24 protein-coding genes and 1 tRNA gene are annotated in these 25209 nt (G+C 27.1%); 17 read left to right on the top strand and 8 right to left on the bottom strand.

The genetic code is table 11. The features are described 5' to 3' along the window. Positions 1 to 95: 95 nt before the first annotated feature. From R4I97_RS03835 to R4I97_RS03790, 10 genes are all read left to right on the top strand, one after another. Positions 96 to 1700 carry a peptide ABC transporter substrate-binding protein gene (locus tag R4I97_RS03835; RefSeq protein ID WP_335783771.1) on the top strand — a complete coding sequence of 535 codons (1605 nt, stop codon included), beginning with the start codon at positions 96 to 98 and terminating at the stop codon, positions 1698 to 1700. Positions 1701 to 2088: 388 nt separating this feature from the next. Further along, positions 2089 to 2622: a hypothetical protein gene (locus R4I97_RS03830; RefSeq protein ID WP_335783770.1), complete on the top strand. Its 534-nt coding sequence runs from the start codon at positions 2089 to 2091 to the stop codon at positions 2620 to 2622. 34 nt (positions 2623 to 2656) lie between these two features. Continuing rightward, the gene (locus R4I97_RS03825; RefSeq protein ID WP_335783769.1) at positions 2657 to 3370 is read left to right on the top strand and encodes a DUF4234 domain-containing protein; all 714 of its coding nucleotides are present in this window, start codon (positions 2657 to 2659) and stop codon (positions 3368 to 3370) included. 22 nt (positions 3371 to 3392) lie between these two features. After that, the gene (locus tag R4I97_RS03820; RefSeq protein WP_335783768.1) at positions 3393 to 4202 is read left to right on the top strand and encodes a PH domain-containing protein; all 810 of its coding nucleotides are present in this window, start codon (positions 3393 to 3395) and stop codon (positions 4200 to 4202) included. Positions 4203 to 4247: 45 nt separating this feature from the next. Beyond that, entirely contained in the window at positions 4248 to 5342 is a 1095-nt protein-coding gene (locus R4I97_RS03815; RefSeq protein WP_335783767.1) for a zinc ribbon domain-containing protein, read from the top strand. Positions 5343 to 5360: 18 nt separating this feature from the next. Further along, complete coding sequence (locus tag R4I97_RS03810; RefSeq protein WP_335783766.1) at positions 5361 to 5735, top strand: hypothetical protein; 375 nt, start codon at positions 5361 to 5363, stop codon at positions 5733 to 5735. A gap of 132 nt (positions 5736 to 5867) precedes the next feature. Beyond that, positions 5868 to 6617, top strand: a complete 750-nt coding sequence (locus R4I97_RS03805; protein ID WP_335783765.1) for a zinc ribbon domain-containing protein — start codon at positions 5868 to 5870, stop codon at positions 6615 to 6617. Positions 6618 to 6658: 41 nt separating this feature from the next. Continuing rightward, the gene (locus R4I97_RS03800) at positions 6659 to 7018 is read left to right on the top strand and encodes a hypothetical protein (protein WP_335783764.1); all 360 of its coding nucleotides are present in this window, start codon (positions 6659 to 6661) and stop codon (positions 7016 to 7018) included. A gap of 242 nt (positions 7019 to 7260) precedes the next feature. Further along, positions 7261 to 8376, top strand: coding sequence for a chorismate mutase (locus R4I97_RS03795; RefSeq protein ID WP_335783763.1), 1116 nt, complete (start codon positions 7261 to 7263; stop codon positions 8374 to 8376). Further along, entirely contained in the window at positions 8369 to 8890 is a 522-nt protein-coding gene (locus R4I97_RS03790) for a shikimate kinase (RefSeq protein ID WP_335783762.1), read from the top strand. The genes R4I97_RS03795 and R4I97_RS03790 overlap by 8 nt, the downstream gene beginning before the upstream one ends. Before the next feature lie 71 nt (positions 8891 to 8961). Here the strand turns inward: R4I97_RS03790 and R4I97_RS03785 are convergent, their stop codons facing one another. Further along, the gene (locus R4I97_RS03785) at positions 8962 to 9657 is read right to left on the bottom strand and encodes a tetratricopeptide repeat protein (protein ID WP_335783761.1); all 696 of its coding nucleotides are present in this window, start codon (positions 9655 to 9657) and stop codon (positions 8962 to 8964) included. A 472-nt stretch (positions 9658 to 10129) separates the two neighbouring features. After that, the gene (locus R4I97_RS03780; RefSeq protein ID WP_335783760.1) at positions 10130 to 11713 is read right to left on the bottom strand and encodes a peptide ABC transporter substrate-binding protein; all 1584 of its coding nucleotides are present in this window, start codon (positions 11711 to 11713) and stop codon (positions 10130 to 10132) included. Positions 11714 to 11999: 286 nt separating this feature from the next. Between R4I97_RS03780 and R4I97_RS03775 the strand changes: the two genes are divergently transcribed. Then, positions 12000 to 12230: a hypothetical protein gene (locus R4I97_RS03775; RefSeq protein ID WP_219709744.1), complete on the top strand. Its 231-nt coding sequence runs from the start codon at positions 12000 to 12002 to the stop codon at positions 12228 to 12230. Between the two features lie 43 nt (positions 12231 to 12273). On the opposite strand, the gene R4I97_RS03770 is transcribed toward R4I97_RS03775, so the two are convergent. After that, positions 12274 to 13599: an NfeD family protein gene (locus tag R4I97_RS03770; protein ID WP_335783759.1), complete on the bottom strand. Its 1326-nt coding sequence runs from the start codon at positions 13597 to 13599 to the stop codon at positions 12274 to 12276. A gap of 271 nt (positions 13600 to 13870) precedes the next feature. After that, on the bottom strand, positions 13871 to 15490 hold the full coding sequence (locus tag R4I97_RS03765; protein ID WP_335783758.1) for a YhjD/YihY/BrkB family envelope integrity protein: 1620 nt from the start codon (positions 15488 to 15490) through the stop codon (positions 13871 to 13873). 51 nt (positions 15491 to 15541) lie between these two features. Here R4I97_RS03765 and R4I97_RS03760 point away from each other — a divergent pair. Then, positions 15542 to 15622, top strand: a tRNA-Leu gene (locus tag R4I97_RS03760). 15 nt (positions 15623 to 15637) lie between these two features. Here R4I97_RS03760 and R4I97_RS03755 read toward each other — a convergent pair. From R4I97_RS03755 to R4I97_RS03740, 4 genes are all read right to left on the bottom strand, one after another. Then, the gene (locus tag R4I97_RS03755; RefSeq protein WP_335783757.1) at positions 15638 to 15895 is read right to left on the bottom strand and encodes a hypothetical protein; all 258 of its coding nucleotides are present in this window, start codon (positions 15893 to 15895) and stop codon (positions 15638 to 15640) included. A gap of 119 nt (positions 15896 to 16014) precedes the next feature. After that, positions 16015 to 16974, bottom strand: a complete 960-nt coding sequence (locus R4I97_RS03750) for a M28 family peptidase (protein WP_335783756.1) — start codon at positions 16972 to 16974, stop codon at positions 16015 to 16017. A gap of 412 nt (positions 16975 to 17386) precedes the next feature. Further along, on the bottom strand, positions 17387 to 18487 hold the full coding sequence (locus R4I97_RS03745) for an aspartate-semialdehyde dehydrogenase (protein WP_335783755.1): 1101 nt from the start codon (positions 18485 to 18487) through the stop codon (positions 17387 to 17389). Positions 18488 to 18600: 113 nt separating this feature from the next. Continuing rightward, entirely contained in the window at positions 18601 to 19404 is an 804-nt protein-coding gene (locus R4I97_RS03740; RefSeq protein ID WP_335783754.1) for a M55 family metallopeptidase, read from the bottom strand. Positions 19405 to 20058: 654 nt separating this feature from the next. Between R4I97_RS03740 and R4I97_RS03735 the strand changes: the two genes are divergently transcribed. The 5 genes from R4I97_RS03735 to R4I97_RS03715 all read left to right on the top strand — a co-directional run bounded on the left by R4I97_RS03735 (position 20059) and on the right by R4I97_RS03715 (position 25190). Continuing rightward, positions 20059 to 21351 carry a CHAT domain-containing protein gene (locus R4I97_RS03735; RefSeq protein WP_335783753.1) on the top strand — a complete coding sequence of 431 codons (1293 nt, stop codon included), beginning with the start codon at positions 20059 to 20061 and terminating at the stop codon, positions 21349 to 21351. After that, entirely contained in the window at positions 21344 to 22387 is a 1044-nt protein-coding gene (locus R4I97_RS03730; protein ID WP_335783752.1) for an N-acetylmuramoyl-L-alanine amidase, read from the top strand. Before R4I97_RS03735 ends, R4I97_RS03730 begins: the two co-directional genes overlap by 8 nt. A gap of 4 nt (positions 22388 to 22391) precedes the next feature. After that, positions 22392 to 23066 carry an SAM-dependent methyltransferase gene (locus R4I97_RS03725; RefSeq protein WP_335783751.1) on the top strand — a complete coding sequence of 225 codons (675 nt, stop codon included), beginning with the start codon at positions 22392 to 22394 and terminating at the stop codon, positions 23064 to 23066. A 59-nt stretch (positions 23067 to 23125) separates the two neighbouring features. Continuing rightward, positions 23126 to 24265 carry an HD-GYP domain-containing protein gene (locus R4I97_RS03720; protein ID WP_335783750.1) on the top strand — a complete coding sequence of 380 codons (1140 nt, stop codon included), beginning with the start codon at positions 23126 to 23128 and terminating at the stop codon, positions 24263 to 24265. A 64-nt stretch (positions 24266 to 24329) separates the two neighbouring features. Beyond that, a complete protein-coding gene (locus R4I97_RS03715) occupies positions 24330 to 25190 on the top strand; it encodes an Rpn family recombination-promoting nuclease/putative transposase (RefSeq protein ID WP_335783749.1) in 861 nt (286 codons plus the stop codon). The last annotated feature ends 19 nt before the right edge of the window (positions 25191 to 25209 follow it).

The raw sequence follows: 25209 nt of genomic DNA, 5'->3' as shown, positions 1-25209 counted from the left end.
CTATAAATTTTACATACTATTAAAAAATCACTATTGACTTTATAATCATTAATTAATAGAATTACGCATTCTAATAATTTTAAAGAGAGAAGAAAATGAAAAAAGTTATATATATCATTCTTTTAGTATTATCAATAATCTCATGCAATAATAACAACAAAACATCATCAAACAATGAAATATCTATATCTCTTGGCGGAGAACCTAAAACTTTAGACCCTACGTTAAACTCACTTAGTTTCGGCTCAATATATATGATACATTTCTTTGAAGGACTTACAAAAAAAGATAAAGATGACAATGTTACAGCTGGTATGGCCAAAAGCTGGGATATATCTCAAGATGGTCTTACATATACTTTTTATTTAAGAGATGATGCTAAATGGTCTGACGGCGAAAAAGTAAAAGCTCAAGATTTTGAATATGCTCTAAAGAGGGCAGCAGACCCTAAAACAGCAGCATCATACTCACATATGCTTAATGTTGTGAAGAATGGAAGTTTAGTGATAAGCGGTAAAACTAATGTTGATGCTTTAGGAGTGCGAACAATTGATGACAATACTTTAGAAATTGTATTAGAAAATCCTACTCCATATTTCTTAGAATATTTATCTGTCAGCAGTGCGTACTTTCCTGTGAGAAAAGACATTGTGGAAAAATACGGCGATGATTGGTCGAGAAACCCAGAAACATATATTGTAAACGGTGCTTATGTAATGACAGATAGAAAAACTGATGAAAAAATTGTTATGGAAGTAAATACTAATTATTATGATAAAGACAGCATTATTGCTAAAAAAATTAATGTTATTATAATGAGTGATTCAAACACTTCTCTTGCCGCTATAAAAAGAGGAGATATACAATTTTCTGTAATTGAAGCTCCTCTTGGAGAGATATCTTCTCTTATAAAAGAAAATTACATATTACAAGAACCTGCCTATGGAATATATTTCTTAGAGATTAATTCACAAAAAGGAGTGCTTACAAATAAAAATATAAGAAAAGCATTAGCATTGGCATTTGACAGAAACTATATAATATCAAACATCACAAAAATGAATCAAACTCCAGCTTATGCATTTGTGCCTTATGGAATGAAAGATAATAACGCTAATGACTTTAGAGCAAATGGAAGCAATTATCTTGACCTTGGAAGCTACAGCGAAAACATAAAAGAAGCTAAAAGACTCATGGAATTATCAGGTTACACAAATGGCGAAAACTTCCCTGTACTTGAAATCAGAACTACACCCGGATATTTTAGTTTAATATGTGAAGCTATGCAGGAAATGTATAAAGAGAATTTAGGAATAGATGTTACAATTAAATCTGAAGAATATAATGAAACATTTCAGGCAATGGTTGATAAAAATTATGATTTAGCAAGGAGCGGTTGGACTGCAGACTATAGCGACCCTTTGGCTATGATTAGTTTCTTTTCGGAAGTAAGTGCTGTTAATCATAGCGGATTTAGCAGCAAAGAGTTTAATGACTTATTAAAATTCGCTTCAAGCACAACGAACACTGATGAAAGAACAAAAGCATTACATAAAGCAGAAGATTTAATATTTGATTATATTCCTGTAATACCAATAATATACAGAATGGACCCATTTATGATTAACCCAAAGTTAAAGGGGGCAATATTTAATCCGCTTGGAAGATATAGATTTCACTATGCATATTTGGAAAAATAATTTATTTGAATAAATACTAATTATTTTTAAAAGATTACTATATAAAACTTTATATGTAATTGACATAATTATTATTTATGTTAAAATAATTTGTATGAAATCTATTTACTTAATTAAGTTTATAGACAGTCTACAGTCTACAGTCTACAGTCTACAGTCTACAGTCTACAGTCTACAGTCTACAGTAATATAATTTTAAATACATTTCACCCAATTAAAAAATATTACCATTTAATTTTACATAACATTATTTTCGTATTGCATAAAAAATCAAATAATTATTTTCCTAATAAAATTAAAATATACATAAAAACATTAATACTATTATATTTTTTGAAAAATATAATCATTATAGAAATTCAATTAAACAAATTAAGGAGAAATATATATGTCTGGCTTTATGGATTTTATTAATGATGCTATTAATTCAGCTATTAATAGTAATGATAAGGATAGTTTTTTTAAAGTAGCATGCCTTTTAACTTATGCTAATAATGATACTGCTTCAAAAATAGACATTGAATTAGCAACAGAACTCTATAATACAATATTTTTCAATGAACCTATGATACCTATTCAAATGAATAAAAAACTAAAGAAGATATATCAAGATATTTGTGATAATGGTTATGATCCTGATGATGTTATAGAAGATATTTTAAATGGAAGAATAGACAGAAATAAGCTAAAAATATTTTTTGTATGTGCATGTATTTTGGGATGCATGCCTAATGATTGTGGAGAATTAGATGAAGGAAAATTATTTATGACTTACCTTATAAAAAAAGGATTTGAATTATCAGATGATGAGATTAATGAATCTTATAATTTTTCAAGGAATTATTTTGGATTAGATTATAATGCATATCAAAATATGGTTACATTACTTGAAGAATCTTTTGAATATTTTGAAAATAACTAAATTTAATTAAAAATATAAAATTAGGAGTTTGAATATGTTTTGTACTAATTGCGGAAAACAAGTTGATGACAATGCTAAATTTTGTATTAATTGCGGTAATAAAATAGATGCCGGTACATTAGAAGCTGTTATAATTGAGGAAAAAGATAATGCTGAATTTGAGGAGAAGAAAAATAATTTTCAAGGAGGTTTATTAGCTAATAGAAATACAAATAGACAAAAAGATAATAATCAATCATTTAGAAGTACCAATCAATATAACACCAATAATGCTACACAATTTAATAGTAGCAATCAATATAATAATGCAAATTATAATGTAGTAAACAAACCAATAGAAATATATGATAATAGCAAATTTGAAGATATAAAAGAAAGCAGAAGTTTCATTCTATATTTAATTTTTAGTTTTATAACAAGCGGTATATATTCAATATTTTTCTGGCACAAATATATAAAAGATTTAAATTTGGTATGTGATGATGATGAAGATAGCCCTAATGTAATATTGGTGCTTATATTTTCTATTATAACATTTGGAATATATTATTTCTATTGGATGTATAAACATTCAAACAGAATAAAAAATGCCGGCGAAAAATTTGGGGTGAATATAAAACAAGATGGGGTATTTGTATTAGTATGGTCTATAATTGCTTCCATATTTACATTTGGTTTAGGAATATTATTAGGTCAATATTTTATGATATATAACTTTAATAAAATAACTGAAAAAATAAAAAATTAATAAACACTTAAGGGGTTTAATCATGTTTTGTCCAAATTGCGGTTCAAAAAATGATGATAATGTAAAATTTTGTGCTAATTGCGGAAATTTAATTGATAACAATCAACCAGTAACTAATAATGAAAATAATGCTCAAATTGCCGTGAATAATAATTTCAAAGAACTCAAATATCAAATTGATTCTATAAAAGATCAGCCTGATACAGCATTATCAGATAAAGATATAAATGAACTTGCATGTATAATTAATGATGATGAAAACATAATATATTTTATTTCTGGGGCAGCAATTTTTGGAGACGATTTTCTTCTTATAGTTTTAACTTCAAAAAGAATAATAATAGCAAAATGGGGAATTTTGACTCATATTAAAGAAATAAAATCAATATTATTAGAAAATATAAATAAAATTTCTTCTTCTATAGGTGTAATGGGGGTAGAGATTACAATAGAACATCTGAACAATTCAGAATATATTAAAAATGTAGGAAAAGAAAGCGGAAAATTATTTGAATATAAAATTAACAAAGAATTAGAAAAATTTAAAAATCAAAATAAAATTCAAATAAATGAAACTGAAGAAGTAAAAGAAAATAATAATTTGAACATACATTCTAATAAAGATAAATACTTATTTTTAAAAAATACATATATTAATTGTAATAGCATTCAAGAAATAAAAAAAGAAGAAAATAGTATTCTAATAATGACTTCAAAAAATGTATATTGCCTAAAATATAATGAAGAGAGTAAAGCAATATCTTATTATAACAAACTAATATCTTTTATTGCAGATGAAATATTTGAAATAGAAGAGGATTATAAAGAATGATGATATAAATAATTTATATAAAAACATTTTTTAAGGAGTTTGATTATGTTTTGTCAAAAATGCGGAACACAAATTAACGATGGTGCAAAATTTTGTACTAATTGCGGTGAAAAGGTATTAGTATCTGAAAGTACAGAGAATGAAATCGTTTCTAACAATACTGATCTAAAAATTCAAAATAATGAAGCTAATTATAATAAAAGGGAAGAAGAAGAATCAAAAAATAATAAAGAAAATGATAGAAGTACATATCAAGCAAAAAGCGATGTTCAATATTTGGAAGAATATGAGCAGTTTATTGCGGCATTTTTCGGCATCACAGGAAGTCTAGACAAGAAAAAAAATAAATTTATAGAGGGGTATTCACATTCTTTTAAATTTTATGATTCCAAACCTAATATTTTTAAATTCTTATTAGATTTAAGATTTGGAGATAAAAGTTTACCTATACATGATATAAAAGCCATATTGAGCTGTATATTTCTTATTCCTTTTGCATATTTATATTCGTTAGGGGCTAAAAAATCTGCTATTATATCAGGCATAATTGTAGCATTGATAATAAGTCTTGTTATGATAGCTCCTGCCGGTGATATTTGGATTATATGGCTTCCGTTTATGTGTATTGTATTTTATTTAATGCCTAAATTTTTTCATATTGAGTTCAGCAAGAGAATGAAGCTTGTAGAAAATGAACCTAATCATAATGCAAAATTAGAAAAGTTTAAATCTATGTGTGAGTCTGTTGATAAAAAGAAAGAAAAAATAATAGCTGCTGTTTCTTTTGCGGCAGTTGTAGTATTTTTCTTTATTTCTGCAGCTTTATTTTCAGGTTCTATTGATGGTAAATATGTTAAATTTGTTAAACAATCTACATTTAATAAATTACCTCAAATAACTGTTGAAGAATTGATAAATGGTTCTATTGATAATCCTAAATGGGAACAGATAGTTGCTGAAGATGGAAGAGATTATGTTAATGTAGAAGGATATATATATGGTACTCATATACTTATACAATTTAGAATTAATAAAAACGAAGACGGATGGGTAGTTAATGCTGTTGAATTTGAGGGTACACCTATGCCAATCGGTAATTTAAGCCAAGAATTATATTCTATATATTTAGAAAATCAGTAAAATAGGAGATAAATTAAAATGAAAAAATTATTTATTTTTATTTTATCCATGATTCTAATATCATGCGGCAGCGATGAATATGTAGAACTTGTTAAAAGCGGAGCTTTTAATTCTTATCCAAACATTAATATAGAAACTTTACTTGAAACGGTTTTTGATAATATAGAATGGGAATCGTTTATAGCTGAAGAAGATAATAAAAGATATGTTGAATGTGTTGGTCAGTATTATGATGAAAATATGGAAGAATGGTATGATGTTCTAATGCAATTTAAGATAACAGGAGATGATAGTTTTAGTTTGTATTACATTGAATTAGATGGTGAGTCTTTAAGCGTAAAACAGTCTGTAAAAGATATTGTTCAAATTTATGAGAGTATAGCGAATCATTAATTTTAATAATTGGTACTTTAATACTAAGCATTTGCTTTATGAATATTATTAGATAAATATTTTATGATATATATAACTTTAACAAAATAACTGAAAAATAAAAAATTAATAAAAATTTTAAGGAGTCTAATCATGTTTTGTCAAAAATGCGGAACACAAATTAACGATGGGGCAAAATTTTGTACTAATTGCGGAAATAGTATCATTATTAACAATAATACTAATACACTGAATAACGAACGAATGCAAAATAATAATGCATATAATGATTCTCAATTTCATCATACTAATCAAAATTATTTAAATTTAAATGTAAAAAATTTTTATATTAAAATAAAAGGATTTAAATCTGGTTTAGATTCAACCTATAATTGGCTTCAATATGGTTCTTTTATAGTTCCTATTATTTTAGCTTTTATAATTGAATTTATTTTTGGGGAAGCAAATTGGGGATTTTTCATTCTATTGTCGATAGCAGCTTTAATTATAATTACTGTTTTAAATCCTAAGGGGATTTTTATAGATTTAGTAAATAAACAAATTATTTCTAATAAAAATATGAAATTTAATTTTTTAAAAGAAAAGGTTAATATTTCTGAAATTAAAGAAGTAAAAATAGAAAAATATAGTATACCATTTATATTAGGATATAATATTTTTGATTTATTACTTTCTAGCAGAAAATTTGATAATGTATCTTTAATTAATGATAAAGGAGAAAGAATATTATCAACACAGTTTGTGAAAAAAGGTAATGTAAATGAATATATTGATGCTTTAAAAAATATGTGTAATATTTTAAATAGAAATGACATTGTATTTACTATTGATAATGAAGTTAAAAAAGATTTTGAATGTTTAAAAAAACATGAAGAAAAATAATAATTAATATATAAAAATTATAATTAAAGGAAGATATAAAAATGAAAAAATTATTTATTTTTACAGTTTCAATATTTTTTCTTATAATATCATGCTCATCAGAAGATGAATATATATATATGGTTAAACATGGTACTTTTAATGCTTATCCTGATGTTACAGTAGGAGAGATGGTAGATACTATATTTGATGAAGTTGAATGGGAGCAGATAGTTGCTGATGATGGTAAGAATTATGTCAATATGCATGGTACTATAAACGGAGAAATAGCTTCTATACAATTTAAAATATTAAATGATGAATCTTGGGTTGTTTATGCTTTAGAAATTAATGGTATACCTGATACTACCGATAATGTTGCTGAGGATTTATATAGTTTATATTTAATGGCTATTGAATAATTTAAACATATAGAAAAATATTGCCTGTCTTATTAGTTTATGGCAGGCTTTTTTATTTCAACAAAATTTAATTTACAACATGTTAAACTAATAATAAATTTATTATATAATTTTACTTAATAATATATAGTCTATTAAAATATTTTATAAGGTAAAATTTTTAGTATATACTTTACAATTTTTATCCTTTTTGTATAATTATTTCTAATAGTAAGGTTATTATTTTTTAAGGTTAAAATAAAATGGAAGAGTTAAAAGATTTAAGAAAAAAAATTGATGAGATAGACAAAGATATTGTAAGATTAATAGATGAGAGAATGAAAGTTAGTGTAAGGGTTGGGGAGATCAAGAAAAAAAATAACGCTCCAATATTTGACCCAAAAAGAGAAAAGGAAGTTATAGCAAGTAAAATAAATCTTCTTGAAAACAAAGAATTATCAAACTTAATCACTACCATTTACAATGATATAATGTACACATCAAAACAGATTCAAAAGCATTTGATTGATAATAGTAACACTAAAGAAAATAACTGTAATAAAAAAATAAAATACGATTCTGTTATAGCATATCAAGGAAGAGAAGGCGGAAATGGATACGAAGCTGCTAAAAAGTTTTTTGGAGATAATGCTAAATTGATAAAGAAAAATAGTTTTGAAGATGTGCTTGAGAGTATAAGGAGCTCTGAGAGCTATTATGGGGTTTTACCGCTTGAAAACTCTTCCACAGGAATGGTTAATGAGGTGCTTGATATACTTGCCGATTATAATTGCAAAATAGTGGGTGAAGTTTATTTAACAATAGAATATGCACTTATGGCAAATAAGAATACCAATATAAATAATATAAAAAAAGTAATATCACATCATCAGGCATTGAAGCAATGTTCTAATTTTATAAAAGAGAATAATTATGAAGAGATTTTCTCTACAAATACTGCAGAGGCTGCTTTTTTTGTATCAAACAGCAATGATGATTCTTTAGCTTCTATATCCAATAAAAATGCTTATAAACTTTATAATTTAAACATCTTAAAAGAGAACATTGAAAACATTAAAGGAAATACTACAAGGTTTATAATAGTGAGCAACTATGATAATGCTTTAAGCTCTGGTAATAAAATGACTATGAGATTTTTACTTCCGCATGAGAATGGTTCGCTTGCTAATGTTTTAGATAAGTTAAAGATATTTAATTTAACATCCATAGTAAGCCGCCCGCATGTTGAGAGAAAGTGGCAGTATTATTTTTATATTGATATGGTTGGAAATTTTGGAAGTAATGAGGCTAAAAAAGTTTTTGAAGAGTTTAGAAACAGCGTAGAGAATTTTATAGTGCTTGGGGTTTATGATGAATAATTTAAAAAACACTATATTTGTTATTGGTCTTCCAGGAAGCGGAAAGAGTGATTTATCAAAACTTTTGGCAGAATATATTAATTACACTTTTTTTGATATGGATAAGGTTATAGAAAGTAGAGAGAAAAAAACTATAAGTAAAATATTTGAGGACAGCGGAGAGGAATATTTTAGAGAAGTAGAAAGCGATGTACTTGAGGAGTTGTCTAATATAAAAAATGTTGTTATATCTACCGGCGGCGGAAGCGTATTAAAAGAAAAAAACAGGGCTTTGATGAGAGAGCGAGGCATAGTTATTTTTATTGACAGGCCCGCCGAACTTATAGTAAAAAATATAAATGTATCCGAACGTCCATTACTCGTGCAAGACAAAAATAAATTAATTGAGCTGTCAAAAAAAAGAGATACTCTATATAGAGAATGCGCTTCAGTAATTTTTAATCATAACACTTGGGATAATGATATAAAAGAGACTTTTAGAAAATTTTATGAATGTGTAAGTTCACATATTTGATTTTTGGATTATATTTTGTCAATTCATTTATTTTTTAAATGTATTATCAACTTTTTATGAAATTCTTAATTTTATTTCAAGCCATATTTATCTTGAATCTCTTTTATATTTTCTCTAGCAATATCATAGTTAGGGTCTAATTCCAAAGCCTTTTTATAATCTTTTAAAGCTTCATTGTACTCCCCTAAATTTTCTTTAGATACTCCTCTGTTATTATAAAAAGCTCCATTATTAGGGTTTAACTCTATAGCCTTATCATAGTCTTTAATAGCTTCTTCATATTTACCTAAAACATCTTTAACACTTCCTCTGTTATAATAAGCATCACTATCATTAGGGTTTAATTCTATTACTTTATTAAAATCTTTAATAGCTTCTTCATATTGATCTAAATAATATTTAGCAAGTCCTCTGTTATTATAAGCATCGCTATAATTAGGTTCTAACTCTATAGCTTTATCATAGTCTTTAATAGCTTCTTCATATTCACCTAAATCATCTTTAGCAAGCCCTCTGTTATTATAAGCATAAGTATAATTATGGTCTAACTCTATAGCCATATCATAATCTTTAATAGCTTCTTCATATTCACCTAAATCAGCTTTAACACTTCCTCTGTTATAATAAGCAGCACTATTATTAGGGTCTAACTCTATAGATTTATTATAATATACTATGGCTTCTTTATATTTTCCTTCAAGAGAAAAAATATTTGCCTTATCAAAATAATATTTTGAATCCCTACCAGAATCATTATCAACTGACATAAAAATTTCCTAATATAAATTTATTGAAATCATTATAATATAAGAAATAATTTAATAATAGAGCTATTATTTTATATTAATATATTCCAAAGATATAAAACCAAATCACTTGCTCTTTTTGGTTCTCGTCTGCCGTAGGTACACTTCGTGAGGCATACTTCGTATGGTTCGTACTCTGTTTGTTATATATAAAATAATATCTATATTTGTATATACATAAAAAGTTAGACTTTATAAAATGTAGTCTTTTTGGTTCTTTTGGCCACAAAAAGAACTGGGGGTGCGGGGGCTAGCCCCTGCAAATATTTAAAATTAAAAAAACGCTTGGGTGGGGCACAAAATAACACTGTTAAACAAAAAGAAAAATAATTTAAAACTAACAGATGAAATAAAAAGCATTGAGGGTGGGGAGTGTAATTAAGTTTTAAAATTTTAATTATATCCCCACTTGTTTTTTATTATAAAAATATATTTATTTCTCTACATAAGCATAGAAAAATCTTGGAGGTATTACATTACTTATCATGACATCTTTTAATTCCGGTCTAACAAGTATTACTCTATTGTAAAAATATAAAGGAATAAAAGGCATATCTTCCATTAATACATCTTCTGCTTCATGTAATGTTTGCATTCTTGATATCTTATCACCATTAGTGAGTGCAGATTGAATTAATTGTTCATATTCTTTATTATAATAACTTCCAGTGTTTTGAGGGCTATAGCTTAAAAATGTATCTAAAAATGTCATAGGGTCATTATAATCGCCCATCCAACCAGAGCGTGCTATTTCAAAGTTTTTATCTCCCCTTGTTGTTTGCATAAAAACACCCCATTCGAGCTGATTAGCCCTTGCATCTATATTAAGGTTTTCTTTCCACATCTGCTGAATAGCTTCAAATATATTTAATGAACTTTGAGATTCTACACTATATTCCAACACAGGAAAATTGCTTCCATTGCTGTAGCCTGCTTCTGCTAATAGTCTTTTAGCTTCTTCTATGTTTTTTTGATAATCATTCTCATCTACGCTAAAATAATTTCCGCCCTTTTCTCTGAAAGAACCATCTATATCAAATACAGAATATGGTACTAATGCAGCAGCTGGTATTTCATTTCCTTTTGTAACTTTTTCTACTATATAATTTCTGTCTATTGATAGAGAAAGAGCTTTTCTTACATTCTTATTTTTTAACACTTCATTTGTTGTGTTTATAGAGAGAAAATATATTCCAAGCAAAGGTACATAATCAATATAGCCCTCTTCAGTTAATTTTGGTATATCTTGTAATGGGGGATTGCTTCCAAATAATAATGTTCCGTCTTGTATAGATGCAACTATTGTATTTGGATTATCTAATAATGAAAAAGTTATTGTTTGAGGTATTATTGTTTCTTTGTTCCAATAATTAGTATTTTTTTCCATTACTATTTTATCGTTATTTATATGTTCTTTAACAAAAAAAGGTCCATTGCCTATATATTCTTTTTGAGTCCAAGCATCGCCATATTTATCTATTATATCTTTTCTAAGAGGGCTATATATTGTAATAGAAAGTAAATCCAAAAAATATGTTGTAGGACTTTCTAAGTTTACTTCTAACGTGTAATCATCAATAGCTTTTACTCCAAGTTCTGTTACTGGTAATTCTCCTTTTATAATTTTTGATGCATTTTTTATTGGGTTTAATTGATAGCTTACAGAGCTTGCTGCTTTTGGGTCAACTGCTCTTTGCCAAGCATATACAAAGTCATTCGCTGTAACTTCTTTTCCATCAGACCATTTAGCATTTGTTCTTAAATGAAATGTATATGTTAAATAGTCTTCGCTAATATCCCAACTTTCAGCAACTGCTGGAATTAATTTATCATCTTTATCTCTTGAAGTTAATCCTTCAAATGTATGTGCTATATATGCTGAACCATCGTATGTTTCTGTATATGTTGGATCAAGAGTTTTTGGTTCCGGACCTATATTTACTATTAGTGAATTGTCTGTATTATTTTTACTGCAAGATATTATTATAAAAAATAATATTAAAATATATTTTTTCATATTATGTCCTTTAATTAATTTTTAGAAATAAAATTATTATAATGATTATTTTTTATATAGACTAACTGCCTACTTTATACTGACATATCTGGCGGAATTTTATGCCTTTGAAAAAATTGAAAATAAAAAAATATGTTTTTAAAAAGTTCCATATATTATCCAGTACTTTAATTATAAACCATATTAAAATAATGTATATATTTTTGTTAAATAATTAAATAAAATACTAAACTTTTTTATAGATTGCCGTTAATTATTATAGTTAATTAATTTAAGGAGAAATTATATGACTATAAGCGGTATATCTTCTAATAATGTTATGCAAATGAGTGCTACTTCAATTAATACTAAGCCAAATATAGTAGAAGTAAAACCTACTAATGTTAATCAACAGGCTCAAAGTTTATCCCCTCTTTCTAGCAGATATACTTATGCTATGGGAAGAGATGGTAAAAGATATATACTTCAACTTAGAATAGATATAGCTTCAGTAAGAGCTTTCAGTACTTTAGCTTAATAATATAATTACAGGAGCTTATTATACATTAAGTTCCTGTATATTATTCTTTTATCTCTTTTACTACTATCTTATTTCCATTGACAAGTATTACTTTTAATTTGGCATCTTTTTGTATAAACTCGCCTTCACTAATGGCATCATATTTTTTATCATCAATTAAAATATTTCCTGACGGTCTAAAAGGTGTATAAGCTATTCCTTCAAGTCCAAGTAAATCATCATAAGACTCGCTTGAATGATATCCTGATGTGTCTGTTTCTAAGAACATTTTACTTTTAAACACTTTAGATTTTGTCATAAATCTTGCCATTAATATAATAAGTATAATGTCTATAATAAGTGAAACAAAAATTACAAATACAGCCTGAGATATATTAGCTATACCAAAAGACATAAATATGCTTGCAAATATAGCTATTATTCCAGCAATTCCTGTAACTCCAAAACCTGGTATAACAAAAATCTCTAAAGCAAGTAAAACTATACCAAGCACAAACACAGCAGGCGAAATAAATCCGCTATCGCCAATAAAAAATTGTGCCGTAAAAAACAAAAAGAAACATACTATAGCAACCACACCGCCTACACCAAAACCAGGTGTTTTTATCTCTAAATATATTCCAGCTATAGCAATTGATATTAATATGCTTAATACTGCAGGATTACTTAAAAATCTTAAAATAAAATCATACTGCCCTTCTTCAAAATTTATTATCTCATAATCATCATTAATATTTTTGATTTTTAAGATTTCTTCTACAGAGTTTGCTTTACTATTTGCAATATTTATTTTTACAGCCTCATCAGCACTCAATGTAAGGAGTGTTTTATTGTCCAAATCAATGCCGTCATCTCTTTTAGTTAATACAATAGTTTCATCAACCATAGCCTCAGCAGCCTTTGCATTTTTTTTAGAGTTCTCAGCAGAAGCCCTCATGGCAGCACGCATAGCACTGACTTCTTTTTCACTTGCCTTCTTTGGCTCTCCGCCTTGAAGATATATTGGTGTTGCAGCACCTATAATACTTCCGTCAGACATATAAATCTCTGAGCAGCTCAAAGATATCAAAGCCCCTGCAGATAAGGCATTTTTGTTTATATATGCTACCACTGGTATATCGCTTTCTATCAATGCGTTTTTTATTTCTAATGCAGATGATAAAAGTCCGCCCGGTGTATCAATCTCAAGTATTATCAAAGAAGCATTATTTTCTTTAGCCTCTTCTAATCCATTTTTTATATATGAGGCGTACCATCTATTTACCTCCTGAAACTCTAATTTTTTTATAACATATACTTTATCTTTTGCATATATGTTTGAGAAAATAAGAGTAAAAAGAATAGCTATATAAAAAATTTTTTTCATAATTGTTCGTCCGTTTATGTTATTTGTTATATTATATATTAAAACAATATTTTTTAGAATATGTACGAGCTGTACCACCTTACCGCACGGTAATACTATGCTTTAATTATAACTTCTTAATCGTGCGGGGGAGTGCATTTTTATGTACAATTAAATTATAAAATTTATAATAAAAATGCAGTTCTTTTGCTTCTTTGGAATATATAGATGTACTTCTTTCAGTCGCAAAAGAAGTGAGGTTGCGGCAAAACGCCAAAAAATAACCTAAAAATTATTTCTTTTTATTCATAACCGAGCTAAAAAGTGTCATGTTATAATCTTTAGGGGTTATTGCTTTGTTTTGATATATAATATTTTTATATTTATCATTGCGGTTAAAATGTTTGCTTCTAAATCCGCCAGTCATTTTTAAATTATATAAAATATCTCCTATAGTTATATGCTCAGGAGGGCATGCTAATGTATATGAAGTTGTTGTGCCGTCTACTATTTTTACTATATATTTAGCTTGTTCTAAAGAATCTGCTATATCATTCAACACAGAAGGAGCTACTTTCAAATCTCTTGCCAAATCATACATAGACATGCATTTTTTATTATTCATAAACCTATATGCTATTGTATGCATAAACTCTAAAGCTATAAGTTCTTTTTCTGCAAAAGATAATTTTATGTTTGTTACATCTACTCCATAAGACCTAAAATATTGAAGCGAGTATGTTAACTCTGCACCAAATAAAATAATTATCCATACAATATAAAGCAAAAGCAGTAATACTGGTATCTGAGCAAAAGCACTTGCTGATGATAATTCTACAGGTTCTATGCTTGTTAAAATAGAGTTTTCGCTTGTAATTGTTACTATGTCATCTAATTGGAAATTATATTTTCTCACCTGCTCATATATGTTAGGAGCAAAATTTGTAAAAAATAAATTATTACTTGAAATTATTTCTCTTTCATAAGTAACTGCCGATATTCCAGCGCCTTCATCTTCTATTATTCTATAACTTATTCTATCTAATCTTATGTCTACTAACTCATTTTTATTATTTAGCAGGTTTACTTCTCTCACAATATATTCTGTTTTATACTTATCACTATCAAATATTTGTTTATAATTTTTTACATTTATATTTAATTTGAAATATACACTAAATAAAGTAATAATAGCAATAGCCACAAGCACAGAAGATATTAAAGCATTAGACCAATTAACTTTAGTCTGCGGTACCAATACATAAGAAAACAATACAAGCATACTCATAGCAATAACAGGAGTAACCCAAGATATTAATATTCTTAAAATAGCAGGCAAGGAATATAAAGCTATAGAAGAATAAGTTATTAAAGTAAAAGATATACCAATAGAAACAGGAATTAATATTAAAAGAGCTATATAGTTTACAGCAACCCTTGGTATAGAAGTCCTAATTTTTACACGCCAAATCTTTATAAGTGATTTTTGAATATTATGAAGTATCAAGCTGGCACTTATTAAAGTAGATATAACACCTATAATACCAAAACTTGCTAAATCTGTATTATCAGCGATATTTAAAATCTGCCTTACCATAGGTTCATAGAAAGGAGCATTTTTTTCCATCCAATCAAATATTAAAATAAATATGTTTTGATAAATATTAAATATTCTAAGTACAAACAACCCAACTATTAATGCAGGTATAAAAGAAAGAGTAACAAGATATGTTAATGATGCTGCTCTTATTGTACAATCATCTTTAAAAAAATCTGTTATTGCAAATGTTATTACTCTGTATAAATTAATTAAGAATCTATAAATAGGTTTTACATTAGCAGTATCTATAGAATAAATTTCCTTTTGAAAAAAAGTTTTAATTTTGTTTGTAAAAAATTTAAATTTAGTCATAAAACACTTCTTGCAAAAAAATATTTTTAATGTATAATAAATGATACAAAAGCGAGGGTGGCGGAACTGGCAGACGCACTAGACTTAGGATCTAGCGCCCTAGGCATGAGGGTTCGATTCCCTCCCCTCGCAAATATACATATCTCTCTATTTACTATCTTCTTTGTCTTTCACTTCCACAGAAAATTTGCACTTATTACATATCTTCTTATATCCATTATATGTCTTTATTACTCTCATAGAATTTTTAGTATTACAAAAAGGACAATCTTCATGATTTCTAAATACTATAGAAGATATAACATCAACTATTTTACTAATACCCGATACAAAAAATAGTATCCCAAACATAGAAATAAATATTACAAATATAATAATAATAAATATAATAAATATAATGCTCACAATAATCCTTTTCTATTAATTATAACCTAAAATACTTTTTTTTGAAAGGATAATTTTTAGAATATATACATTATAACAATCATTGCATAATCTTATAAATAATATCAGTTTAATAAATACTAATTTGTCTCACTAATATTTGCTATAGTAAACTCTATAGTTTTTCCAACAGCTTCCAAAGTATTAATATCTATTTTATCTATAGTGTCATTTTGAGTATGATGATATTTATAGCTCATATCTATAACATCTATAAAAGGTATATTATTAAATATAAAAGGAGTATGGTCATCTATTATTCCGCCGTAAAAGTCATTCACAAAAAACTTTTCATAACCTAAATATTTAGCATTAGACCATACATTTTTATAAATATCAGAATAATAAGTATAAGCAAAGTTTTCGTATTTAAACAAAGCCTCACTGCTTCCAACCATATCAAGAAGTATACCGAACTTAATTTTATTTTTATCTACTACATTGTCGTTTACAAAAGCAATGCTTCCCTGTATCCAATCGGTTTCAATAGGTGAAGTGCCTGCAACATCAAATAAATTGCCGTCATCTTCGAGGTCAAACAATACAAAACATATACTATAATCAAGCTCATAATTTTTCAAAGCATTCATAAGCTCAAGCAAAACCCCAGAACTGCTTGCCCCATCATTAGCACCGTCTATTGGTTTATTTCTGTTTTCTGGCATAGGGTCTTTTTCTGCAACGCTTCTGCTGTCATAATGGCTTGCTATTAAAATATAATTATCAGTCTTACCATTTAAAAATGCATATATGTTCTCGCCTTCTCTTCCTTTAATATATGGAGCTTCAAATTTATGACTAAACACTTCATAACCCATATTAGAAATTTCTTTTTTAAAATACTCTCTCACCTTTTTATGTGCTTCGCTTCCATAACTGCGAGGACCTAAATCTGTTTGAGCCTTTACATAATCATAGGCCTTTTTAGAATCAAAATATAATTTAGAATTTTTATAAGACAAACTGTTATTTAAAGCATTAACATTATTGCAAGAAAATAAAAACATACAAATAAAAACGGCAAAAATATTTTTAATCATAAATCAATCACTTTTAATTTTTTAATATATTTTAGTCTAATATAAATAAATTAAAAGTCAATGAAATAGCAATAAAAAGAAATATGTTTTTTAGTTATATACATATTTAATTTATAAGATTTATTAAATGCAGTTCTTTTGGTTCTTTTATACCAATAAAAGAACTGGGGTGCGGGGCAAAGCCCTGCAAATATTTTAATTTAAACAAATTATTTATTTATATATGTATTTCTTTTATTCAACTTTTTCCCGTGGCAAAAAGTTGCAAAAAACACAAGTATTTAAATTTTATATCAAGAAATTATATAAAATAATACTAATTATATTTTACATACTAAATATTAAAACAATATAAATAAAAAAGGCACTCAATATAATTGAATGCCTTATAACATTTTACTAAATAATATTATTATTTATCAGTCTTTTTTACTTCTTTTTTTGCTGCTGCTTTTTTTGGCTTGCAAACTCTCTTTTTTGGAGCTTCTTCTTTTTTGCTTTCCTTATCTAATAAAGGCAATACCAACTCAGCAATCTGCACAGCATTTGTAGCAGCACCTTTTCTTATTTGGTCGCCTGCACACCAGAAAGTTAAAGAGTTTTTAGCACTGATGTCTTCTCTTATTCTTCCAACAAATATATTATCTTGGTCTGTTGTATCTAAAGGCATAGGATATTTAAATTGTGAAGGATTATCTACCACTTTTACACCTTTAGCTTTTGATAATAATTCTTTAGCTTTTTTAGCTGTTAATTTCTTTTCTGTTTCTATTGTTATAGATTCACTGTGGCTTCTTAAAACAGGTACTCTAACACAAGTGCAGCTTACTTGTAAATCTGGAGCATGTAATATTTTTCTGCCCTCATTAGTCATTTTTAATTCTTCTTTAGTGTAGCCTGTTTTACTGTCAAATGCATCTATTTGAGGAATTAAGTTAAATAATATTTGATATTTGAAAGCTTTTATATTTAACTTTTTTTGCTCTGCATAATCATAAACTTGCTGCTGAAGTTCTTCCATACCCTCTTTACCAGCACCAGATACTGCCTGATATGTAGAAGCTATTATTCTTTTAATTTTAGCAAATTTATGTAATGGAGCTAATGCCACCAAAGCAATAATAGTACTGCAGTTAGGATTAGCTATAATGCCTTTATGAAGCTTAACATCTTCAGGATTAACCTCTGGAACTACTAAAGGAACATTTTTATCCATTCTAAAAGCACTGCTGTTATCAATAACAACGCTTCCAGCTTTTGCAGCCAAAGGACTTAACTTTTTACTCTCATCGCTTCCAACAGCAACCAAAGTAATATCCATATCTTTAAAAGAATCTTTAGTAGGTTTTTCTATGGTATATTCTTTATTATTAAAAATAACCTTCTGACCTGCTGTCTTATTACCTAATAATCTTAATTCATTAACAGGAAATTTTCTCTCTTGCAATATTTTAAGCATCTCTTTACCAACGGCACCTGAAGCACCCAATAAACAAACATTTACTTTTTTCATAAATTAATCCATATATTAAATTATTTTTTGTAGTAATATTATATAATATAATTTTTTAAAAGCAATATTATTATATTTAATTAATAATACTTATTTAATAAAATTAATAAAAATTATAAAATAAACTTCATAGCTCTAAGTATCTCGTAATAATCATTACTCTCATAAACTATTGTGTTATCATTAACTTTTTTAGCATTAGGATAAAATGACATCTTATAAGCATAACCATGTTCTTTATAAGTTACTTCAAGCTTAAAAGTCTTTGGAAGTTTTAAACATTTAAAATCTTGTTTTAAAGCTTCTTCAGTTTTTTCTTTAATAGTTTTAATCATAAGATTAGGAGAATAGTTAATAGTAGAATAGCCAACACCCTCTTTTACAGCAAGTGTTATTAAACTAGGATGATTAGGGTCCATATTGTTAGCATCATCGCAAAGCCCTTTATCTCCAGACAAAAATACTGAAGGTACATTTCTATAAGCTGCAGCATAACTAAAAAACATAAACTCGCTTGCTACAGCATCATTTAACTTTATGCTAAATAGTCTTGCATTATTCATAGTATGTGATAGAGGATTGTTTCCGCTTGTAGCAGGACTATGATATCCTATAAACATTACAGCATCAAAACTCTCATCTATACCCTCAACCATAGAATAAGGATCCCCGCTCCATTTTCTATGCACTTTTACAATATCAGGCAAAGCAGTCTGGTCTATGTTCATAGCAGAGTCATGGGCATCTTTAACAAATATCTCTTTAGCACCAGCAAGTATCGCTCCCTCACAAGCAGCATTAACCTCTTTAGTCATTTGTAATGCATGCTCTTTATAAGTTAATGAGCCCATATCTGTATCTGGCCATTGTGTAGTAGTTGTTACTCCTTCTATATCTGCACTAATAAATACTTTCATTTTTGTTTCCTTAATAAAAATAATTTTGCCTAATATACTATTACATTTTTCATTTTATTCAACATGTTTTTATGTAATTATTGTTATATAATCTTTTTATTTTATTCAACTTTTTCCCGCGTACGAGCTGTACCACCTTGCCGCACTACTCGCCTAGCTGTGCACTCCCTACGGTCGGCGGCTTACCGCACGGTAATGCTATGCTTCAATTATAACTTCTTAGTCGTGCGGAGGAGTGCTTTTTTATTCACAATTATTTTTTTCTTTGAAGTATTCGCCATATGAGTTTTCCGCACGGTAATGCTATGCTTTAATTATAACTTCTTAGTCGTGCGGAGGAGTGCATTTTAACGTACAATTAAATTATAAAATTTATAATAAAAATGCAGTTCTTCGCGAAGCGTATCCGAAAGATATAAGGTTCTTTTATACCAATACCGAAAGGTACATTGCCGCAGGCACGCAGAGCGTCGGTAAAAGAAATGGGGGTTCGTACCCTAAGGGCACGCTTCGCAGGGTGCTAGTCCCCGAAAATAATGCAAAAATAAACAAAATGTAATTTTTCTAAAAAATTAAAATTACATAGCTTTAATTTTATATATCTTTAATGTATAATACAAATATTTTATAGGAATGAATATTAAATAATAATTTATGAGTAATTATATTGTAACGCAAAATAAAAACTTCTTTGACTCTTCAAATTTTGAGTGTATAAAAATAAAAAAATCTCAATTGAAAAAAATAAACAAAAAAGAAAAAATAAATATATTTTTGTACGACAATGAAAAAAATAAATTATACGGCACATACGAAATAGATTTAAATACTAAAACAGAAAAAGATAGTCTTTTGTATTTAAACATAACAGACACCTACAAAAAAAGAAGAGGAATATATTACAACCTCGAAGAAAAATATAATGATTTTTCAATTTATAATATAGATGAAAATATTTTTTCAAAGCTAAAAGAAAGATTAATTTTGCTAAACGAAAATCTCTCTCAAACATTTTTAAGCTGCACCGTAGAAAAGCAAAATAAAAAAGAATATATATTTCATTATAAAGCAATAGAAACTTATCCATCATTATATATTGCAGAATATAAAAAAACTTTTGATTTTGACGCATACAACAGCATATATAAAGAATATTTAAGATTATTAAAAAAATCAAACAGCGAAAATGATAATATAAGCAAATATTTAGAAATCGGAAATTATTTAATGAATATGCTTATACCAGAAAAAGATTTTAGAGAGCATTTGTTTGAAGGCTTTAGAATAGTTTATTTAAATCTTGATGAAACAACCTCTTCAATACCTTGGGATATATTATCATACAATAATAAATTTTTATCCGAAAAAATAATATTCTCTTATATTAGTGCTGTTAATGTAATGCATAAAAAGATTACAAACAATAAAAAAATTGCTGTAGTATCAATACCATACAATGACATAAACGATGACAAAGAAATTGATTTATTAAAGAAATTATCTGTTAATAACAATTTAAATATTGATATATATAAAAAAGAACATAATTATTTTGAGTTTGTAAAAGTCTTAGAAAATTACGACATAGTGCATATTATTACACATGGGCATTCGAATGGTTTATCTTTAAGTAAAGATTATATGTTGAATAATATTTCTGCATTAGAAAATCCTCCGAAATTGATTTTTATTAATGCATGCAATATGAATGACAGCAATATAGTAAAATCATTTTTATCATGCGGTGTAAACACTATAGTTTCTGGAATTGGAAGTTTATCCGATAATACATACAATGATTTTATTATGAGTTTTTATTCAAATTTACTTCATAAGCATTCAAGAATAAATACAGCTCAGGCTTTTCATTTTGCACATATAGATATAAAGGACAATTATAATGGTTTTATGCGTTATAGATTTAATGGAGCAGCTTGTTATGTTTAAACATATTTTTATATTATTTATTATAAGTGCTATCGTTTCTTGCTCAAACAATACAGAAGAAATTACAGCACCTGCCATAAACAAAAGAAAAAAAGCACCAAGAATATCAACTCTTTATAAATCTGGTTCATACAATTTAAGAATTAATTATATAATACTTCATTACACTGCATTAGATGATGATATGTCTTTAAAAGTATTGACAGACCCGGGAGTATCTTCGCATTATTTGATAACAACAAGAGCAAATGAACCTATATATAAACTTGTAGATGATACAAACAGAGCTTGGCATGCAGGAATTACAATGTACCAAAATAGATACAGCATTAATGATAGCTCAGTTGGAATAGAAATTGTAAATTTAGGCTATATACAAAAAGTAACAAACACCCCGCAACAGCTTGCAAGAATGAATAAAAGACAGCTTGAAAACTTATATTTTACTCCTTACGATGAGTATTTAGAGTACGAAGAATCACAAATAGAAAAAGTAGCATATCTTCTTAGAGAGCTGGTAGATAAATATGGAATAAGACCTTATAATATATTAGGTCATTCAGATATAGCACCATACAGAAAAAAAGACCCAGGACCAAAATTCCCTTGGAAAAGATTATACGATGAATATGATTTGGGTATATGGTATGATGAAGAAGATTACAGTAACTTTATGATGAGCAATGATTATAGAACTGCTACTGTAATGGATATAAAAAATGAGTTTATAAAATATGGTTATACAAGTATGCCTACTAATAATATTTGGGACTTTGAATCAAGGAAAGTTTTGTACGCTTTTCAATGCAGATTTAGGACAAATGATATAGACGGCAACATAGACAAAGAAACATACAGCATAGCAAGAGCTTTAAACCTAAAAGTAAAAAAACTTAATGAAGCTTATGAACGTTCTAAAGCTAACAACTTCCTTACAAATACATTCTTTACAAATATATTTATAAGCAATAATATAATAAATAATAATTGGGATTATATGCATACTAATAAAAATATTATAATGAGGAGACAATAATTTGATGCCTGTAGTTTACATAGCTTCGAGAGATATCGGTAATTATAAAGATAATACCGAGAGGCTTAAAGAAATATTAACAGAAAGTGATATTATATTAGTTGAAAGTTTTAGAGAGGCTACTACACTTTTTAAAAACCTTAACCTTAATATAGATAAATCAAAATTAATAGAGTTCAGCGAGCATACAAAAAAAGGCAAAGACATTGATGATATAATGATAAAAATATTAAATTGTAAGACTGTCTCTCTTATAAGTGACTGCGGAACACCGGCTTTGGAAGACCCAGGAAGAGAGCTTCTTGAATATTGTTATTCTTATAATATAAAAGTAAAACCCATACCCGGTGTAAGCAGTGTTACAGCGGCTATTATGTGTTTGCCTTTTAATTTTAGAGAGTTTTATTATGCTGGACTTTTGCCCAGAGATGACAGAGAAAGAGAGAGAAAGCTAATAGAATTAAAAAAATTAAATGTTCCTGTTATAGTATTGGATACTCCTTATAGACTTTCAAAAGTGCTTAATGCTGTTAAAAAAATATATTCAAAAAATAAAATAGTTGCTTTATGTATGGATTTAACTCTGCCTACAGAAGATATTATCATAGATGAAATTGGAGTTCTTTGTTCTAAATATGCTGAAAACAAAAAAAGAGAGTTTGTATTAATAATAAAGTGATAATTGTATAAAAAACTATAATTTATGCCGAAATATATATAGCTAAAAACGGAGAGAATATGTTTAATATACAAATAACAGAACTTAAAGAAGGAATGAAAATAGCTTCTAATGTATATGACAGCAATGATAATATTATAATAGACATGGGCTCTATTGTAACAAAAAGCACTATAGAATTATTAAAAAAAAATTCCATTGAAACCGTATCTGTTGTAGAGTTAATAGAAAATAAATATGAAAACAATTTCGATAATAGCATTAAAAACCAATTAAATAAAAGAGTTATAATAGAAGAAAACGGCAAAGAAATATTAAAAATTGACAGCGAAAAAGCTTTAGATATTAATAATATCACAATAGAAAAAACTAAAAATGCTTATAATATAGCAAAAAATAATGGTACTGTTGATTTTATAGAATTAAAAAAAGATGTTGATATTATGCTTAATTCTATATTAGAAAATAGAGAAGCTCATTCTTATTTAGCTATATTAAAAAGAAAAGATGAATCTATATATAAACATGCAGTGGACGTTGCTGCATTATCTGCCATCACAGCAATAGAAATGAATTTAACAAAAGCTGATATATCCAATATTATGCTTGGGGCTTTGCTCCATGATATAGGAAAAGTATTAGTTCAAGAATATTTATTAAACAAAAAAAATTTAACTGCAGATGAAATCAATATGTTAAAAAAGCATACAACGCATGGATATAAACTTGCTAAGAGAGATAATTTGGAAGATAATATTGCAGATATAATATTAGAGCATCATGAAAAATATGACGGCAGCGGTTATCCTTTTGGAAAAGAAAATAGAGATATAGGACTATACAGTAAAGTAGTTTCTATAGCAAATAAGTTTAATAATCTCATTGTTAATGGAAATGACGGTTTAATTTGTACTGCAGATAAGGCAATGAAAATTATTATATCGCTTTCTAAAAAAGATTTTGATATGGATATAGTAAAACATTTTCAAAAAGCTATAGGATTTTATCCGAACAATACAAAAGTAAAATTATCAAATGGACAAACAGCAAGAGTAATACAGCAAAATAATAATTTGCCTTTAAGACCAATACTATCTATTATGAAAAATGAAGATGGTACAGATGCAAATTATCTTGAAGTTGTAGACCTTTCTAAATCAAATAATCTATTTATAAAAGAAGTATTAAACTATGTATAATATATTTAAACACTAACAAAATCCATATTTTGACTTTTATCTTCCATTTTGCTATAATATATTTATGAATGAGTTTAGCATCACTGTAGATACATTAAACAAAAAGAATGATTGTTTTATAAGGTATCTTTTTTCAAATCTTGGAAATGAAAAAATAGTATTAAACTTTGTTAATGCTGTTATGGATAATTTGAATTTCAAAACTTTTGAAACTTTAGAGATACTAAATCCATTTAATTTGCAGAAATATCTTAATTCAAAAGAAAGCGTAGTGGATATAAAATGCACAGCCGATACTGGAGAAGTTGTTATAATAGAGATACAATTACAAGGCAATGAAACTTTTATTAAGAGAACATTATTTTATTGGGCAAGCAATTATAGTTTAAACTTAAATAAAGGCGATGATTATAATAAACTTCTACCTGTTATAAGTATAAATATCTTAGATTTTGTTTTATTTGACGGCATAGAAGATTGCTACAGTTGTTATATATTAAAAGAATTAAAACACAATAAAATACTTACAGACCATTGTCAATTTCATTTTTTAGAATTACCGAAATTTAATTATGATAAACAACTAAATAAAGATTTAAATAGTTGGTACAAATTTTTTATTGGAGGCGAGAGAATGTCAAACCTAATAAAAGAAAACACAATATTTGATGAAGTAGATAAAAAATGCAAATCATTTATATCAGAAAATCCCTTACTTGATGTATATAAGATAAAGGAAGCAGAAGAATATTTTCAAAGAGAAACACTTCATAGAGAATTGGAGAAAGGTATAGAACAAGGCATAGAGAAAGGAAAACAATACAGTACATTAATAATAGCTAAATCTATGAAAGAAGATGGGGCAGATTTTAATTTGATATCAAAATACACAGGATTAAGTATAGAAGAAATAGAAAAGCTTTAATAATAATATACAAATTATA

Origin of the sequence: Brachyspira pilosicoli (genome assembly GCF_036997485.1) — a bacterium.
Lineage (GTDB): Bacteria > Spirochaetota > Brachyspiria > Brachyspirales > Brachyspiraceae > Brachyspira > Brachyspira pilosicoli_C.
The sequence above is the reverse complement of the archived record's forward strand: the minus strand, read 5'-3'. Positions and strand labels throughout refer to the sequence as shown.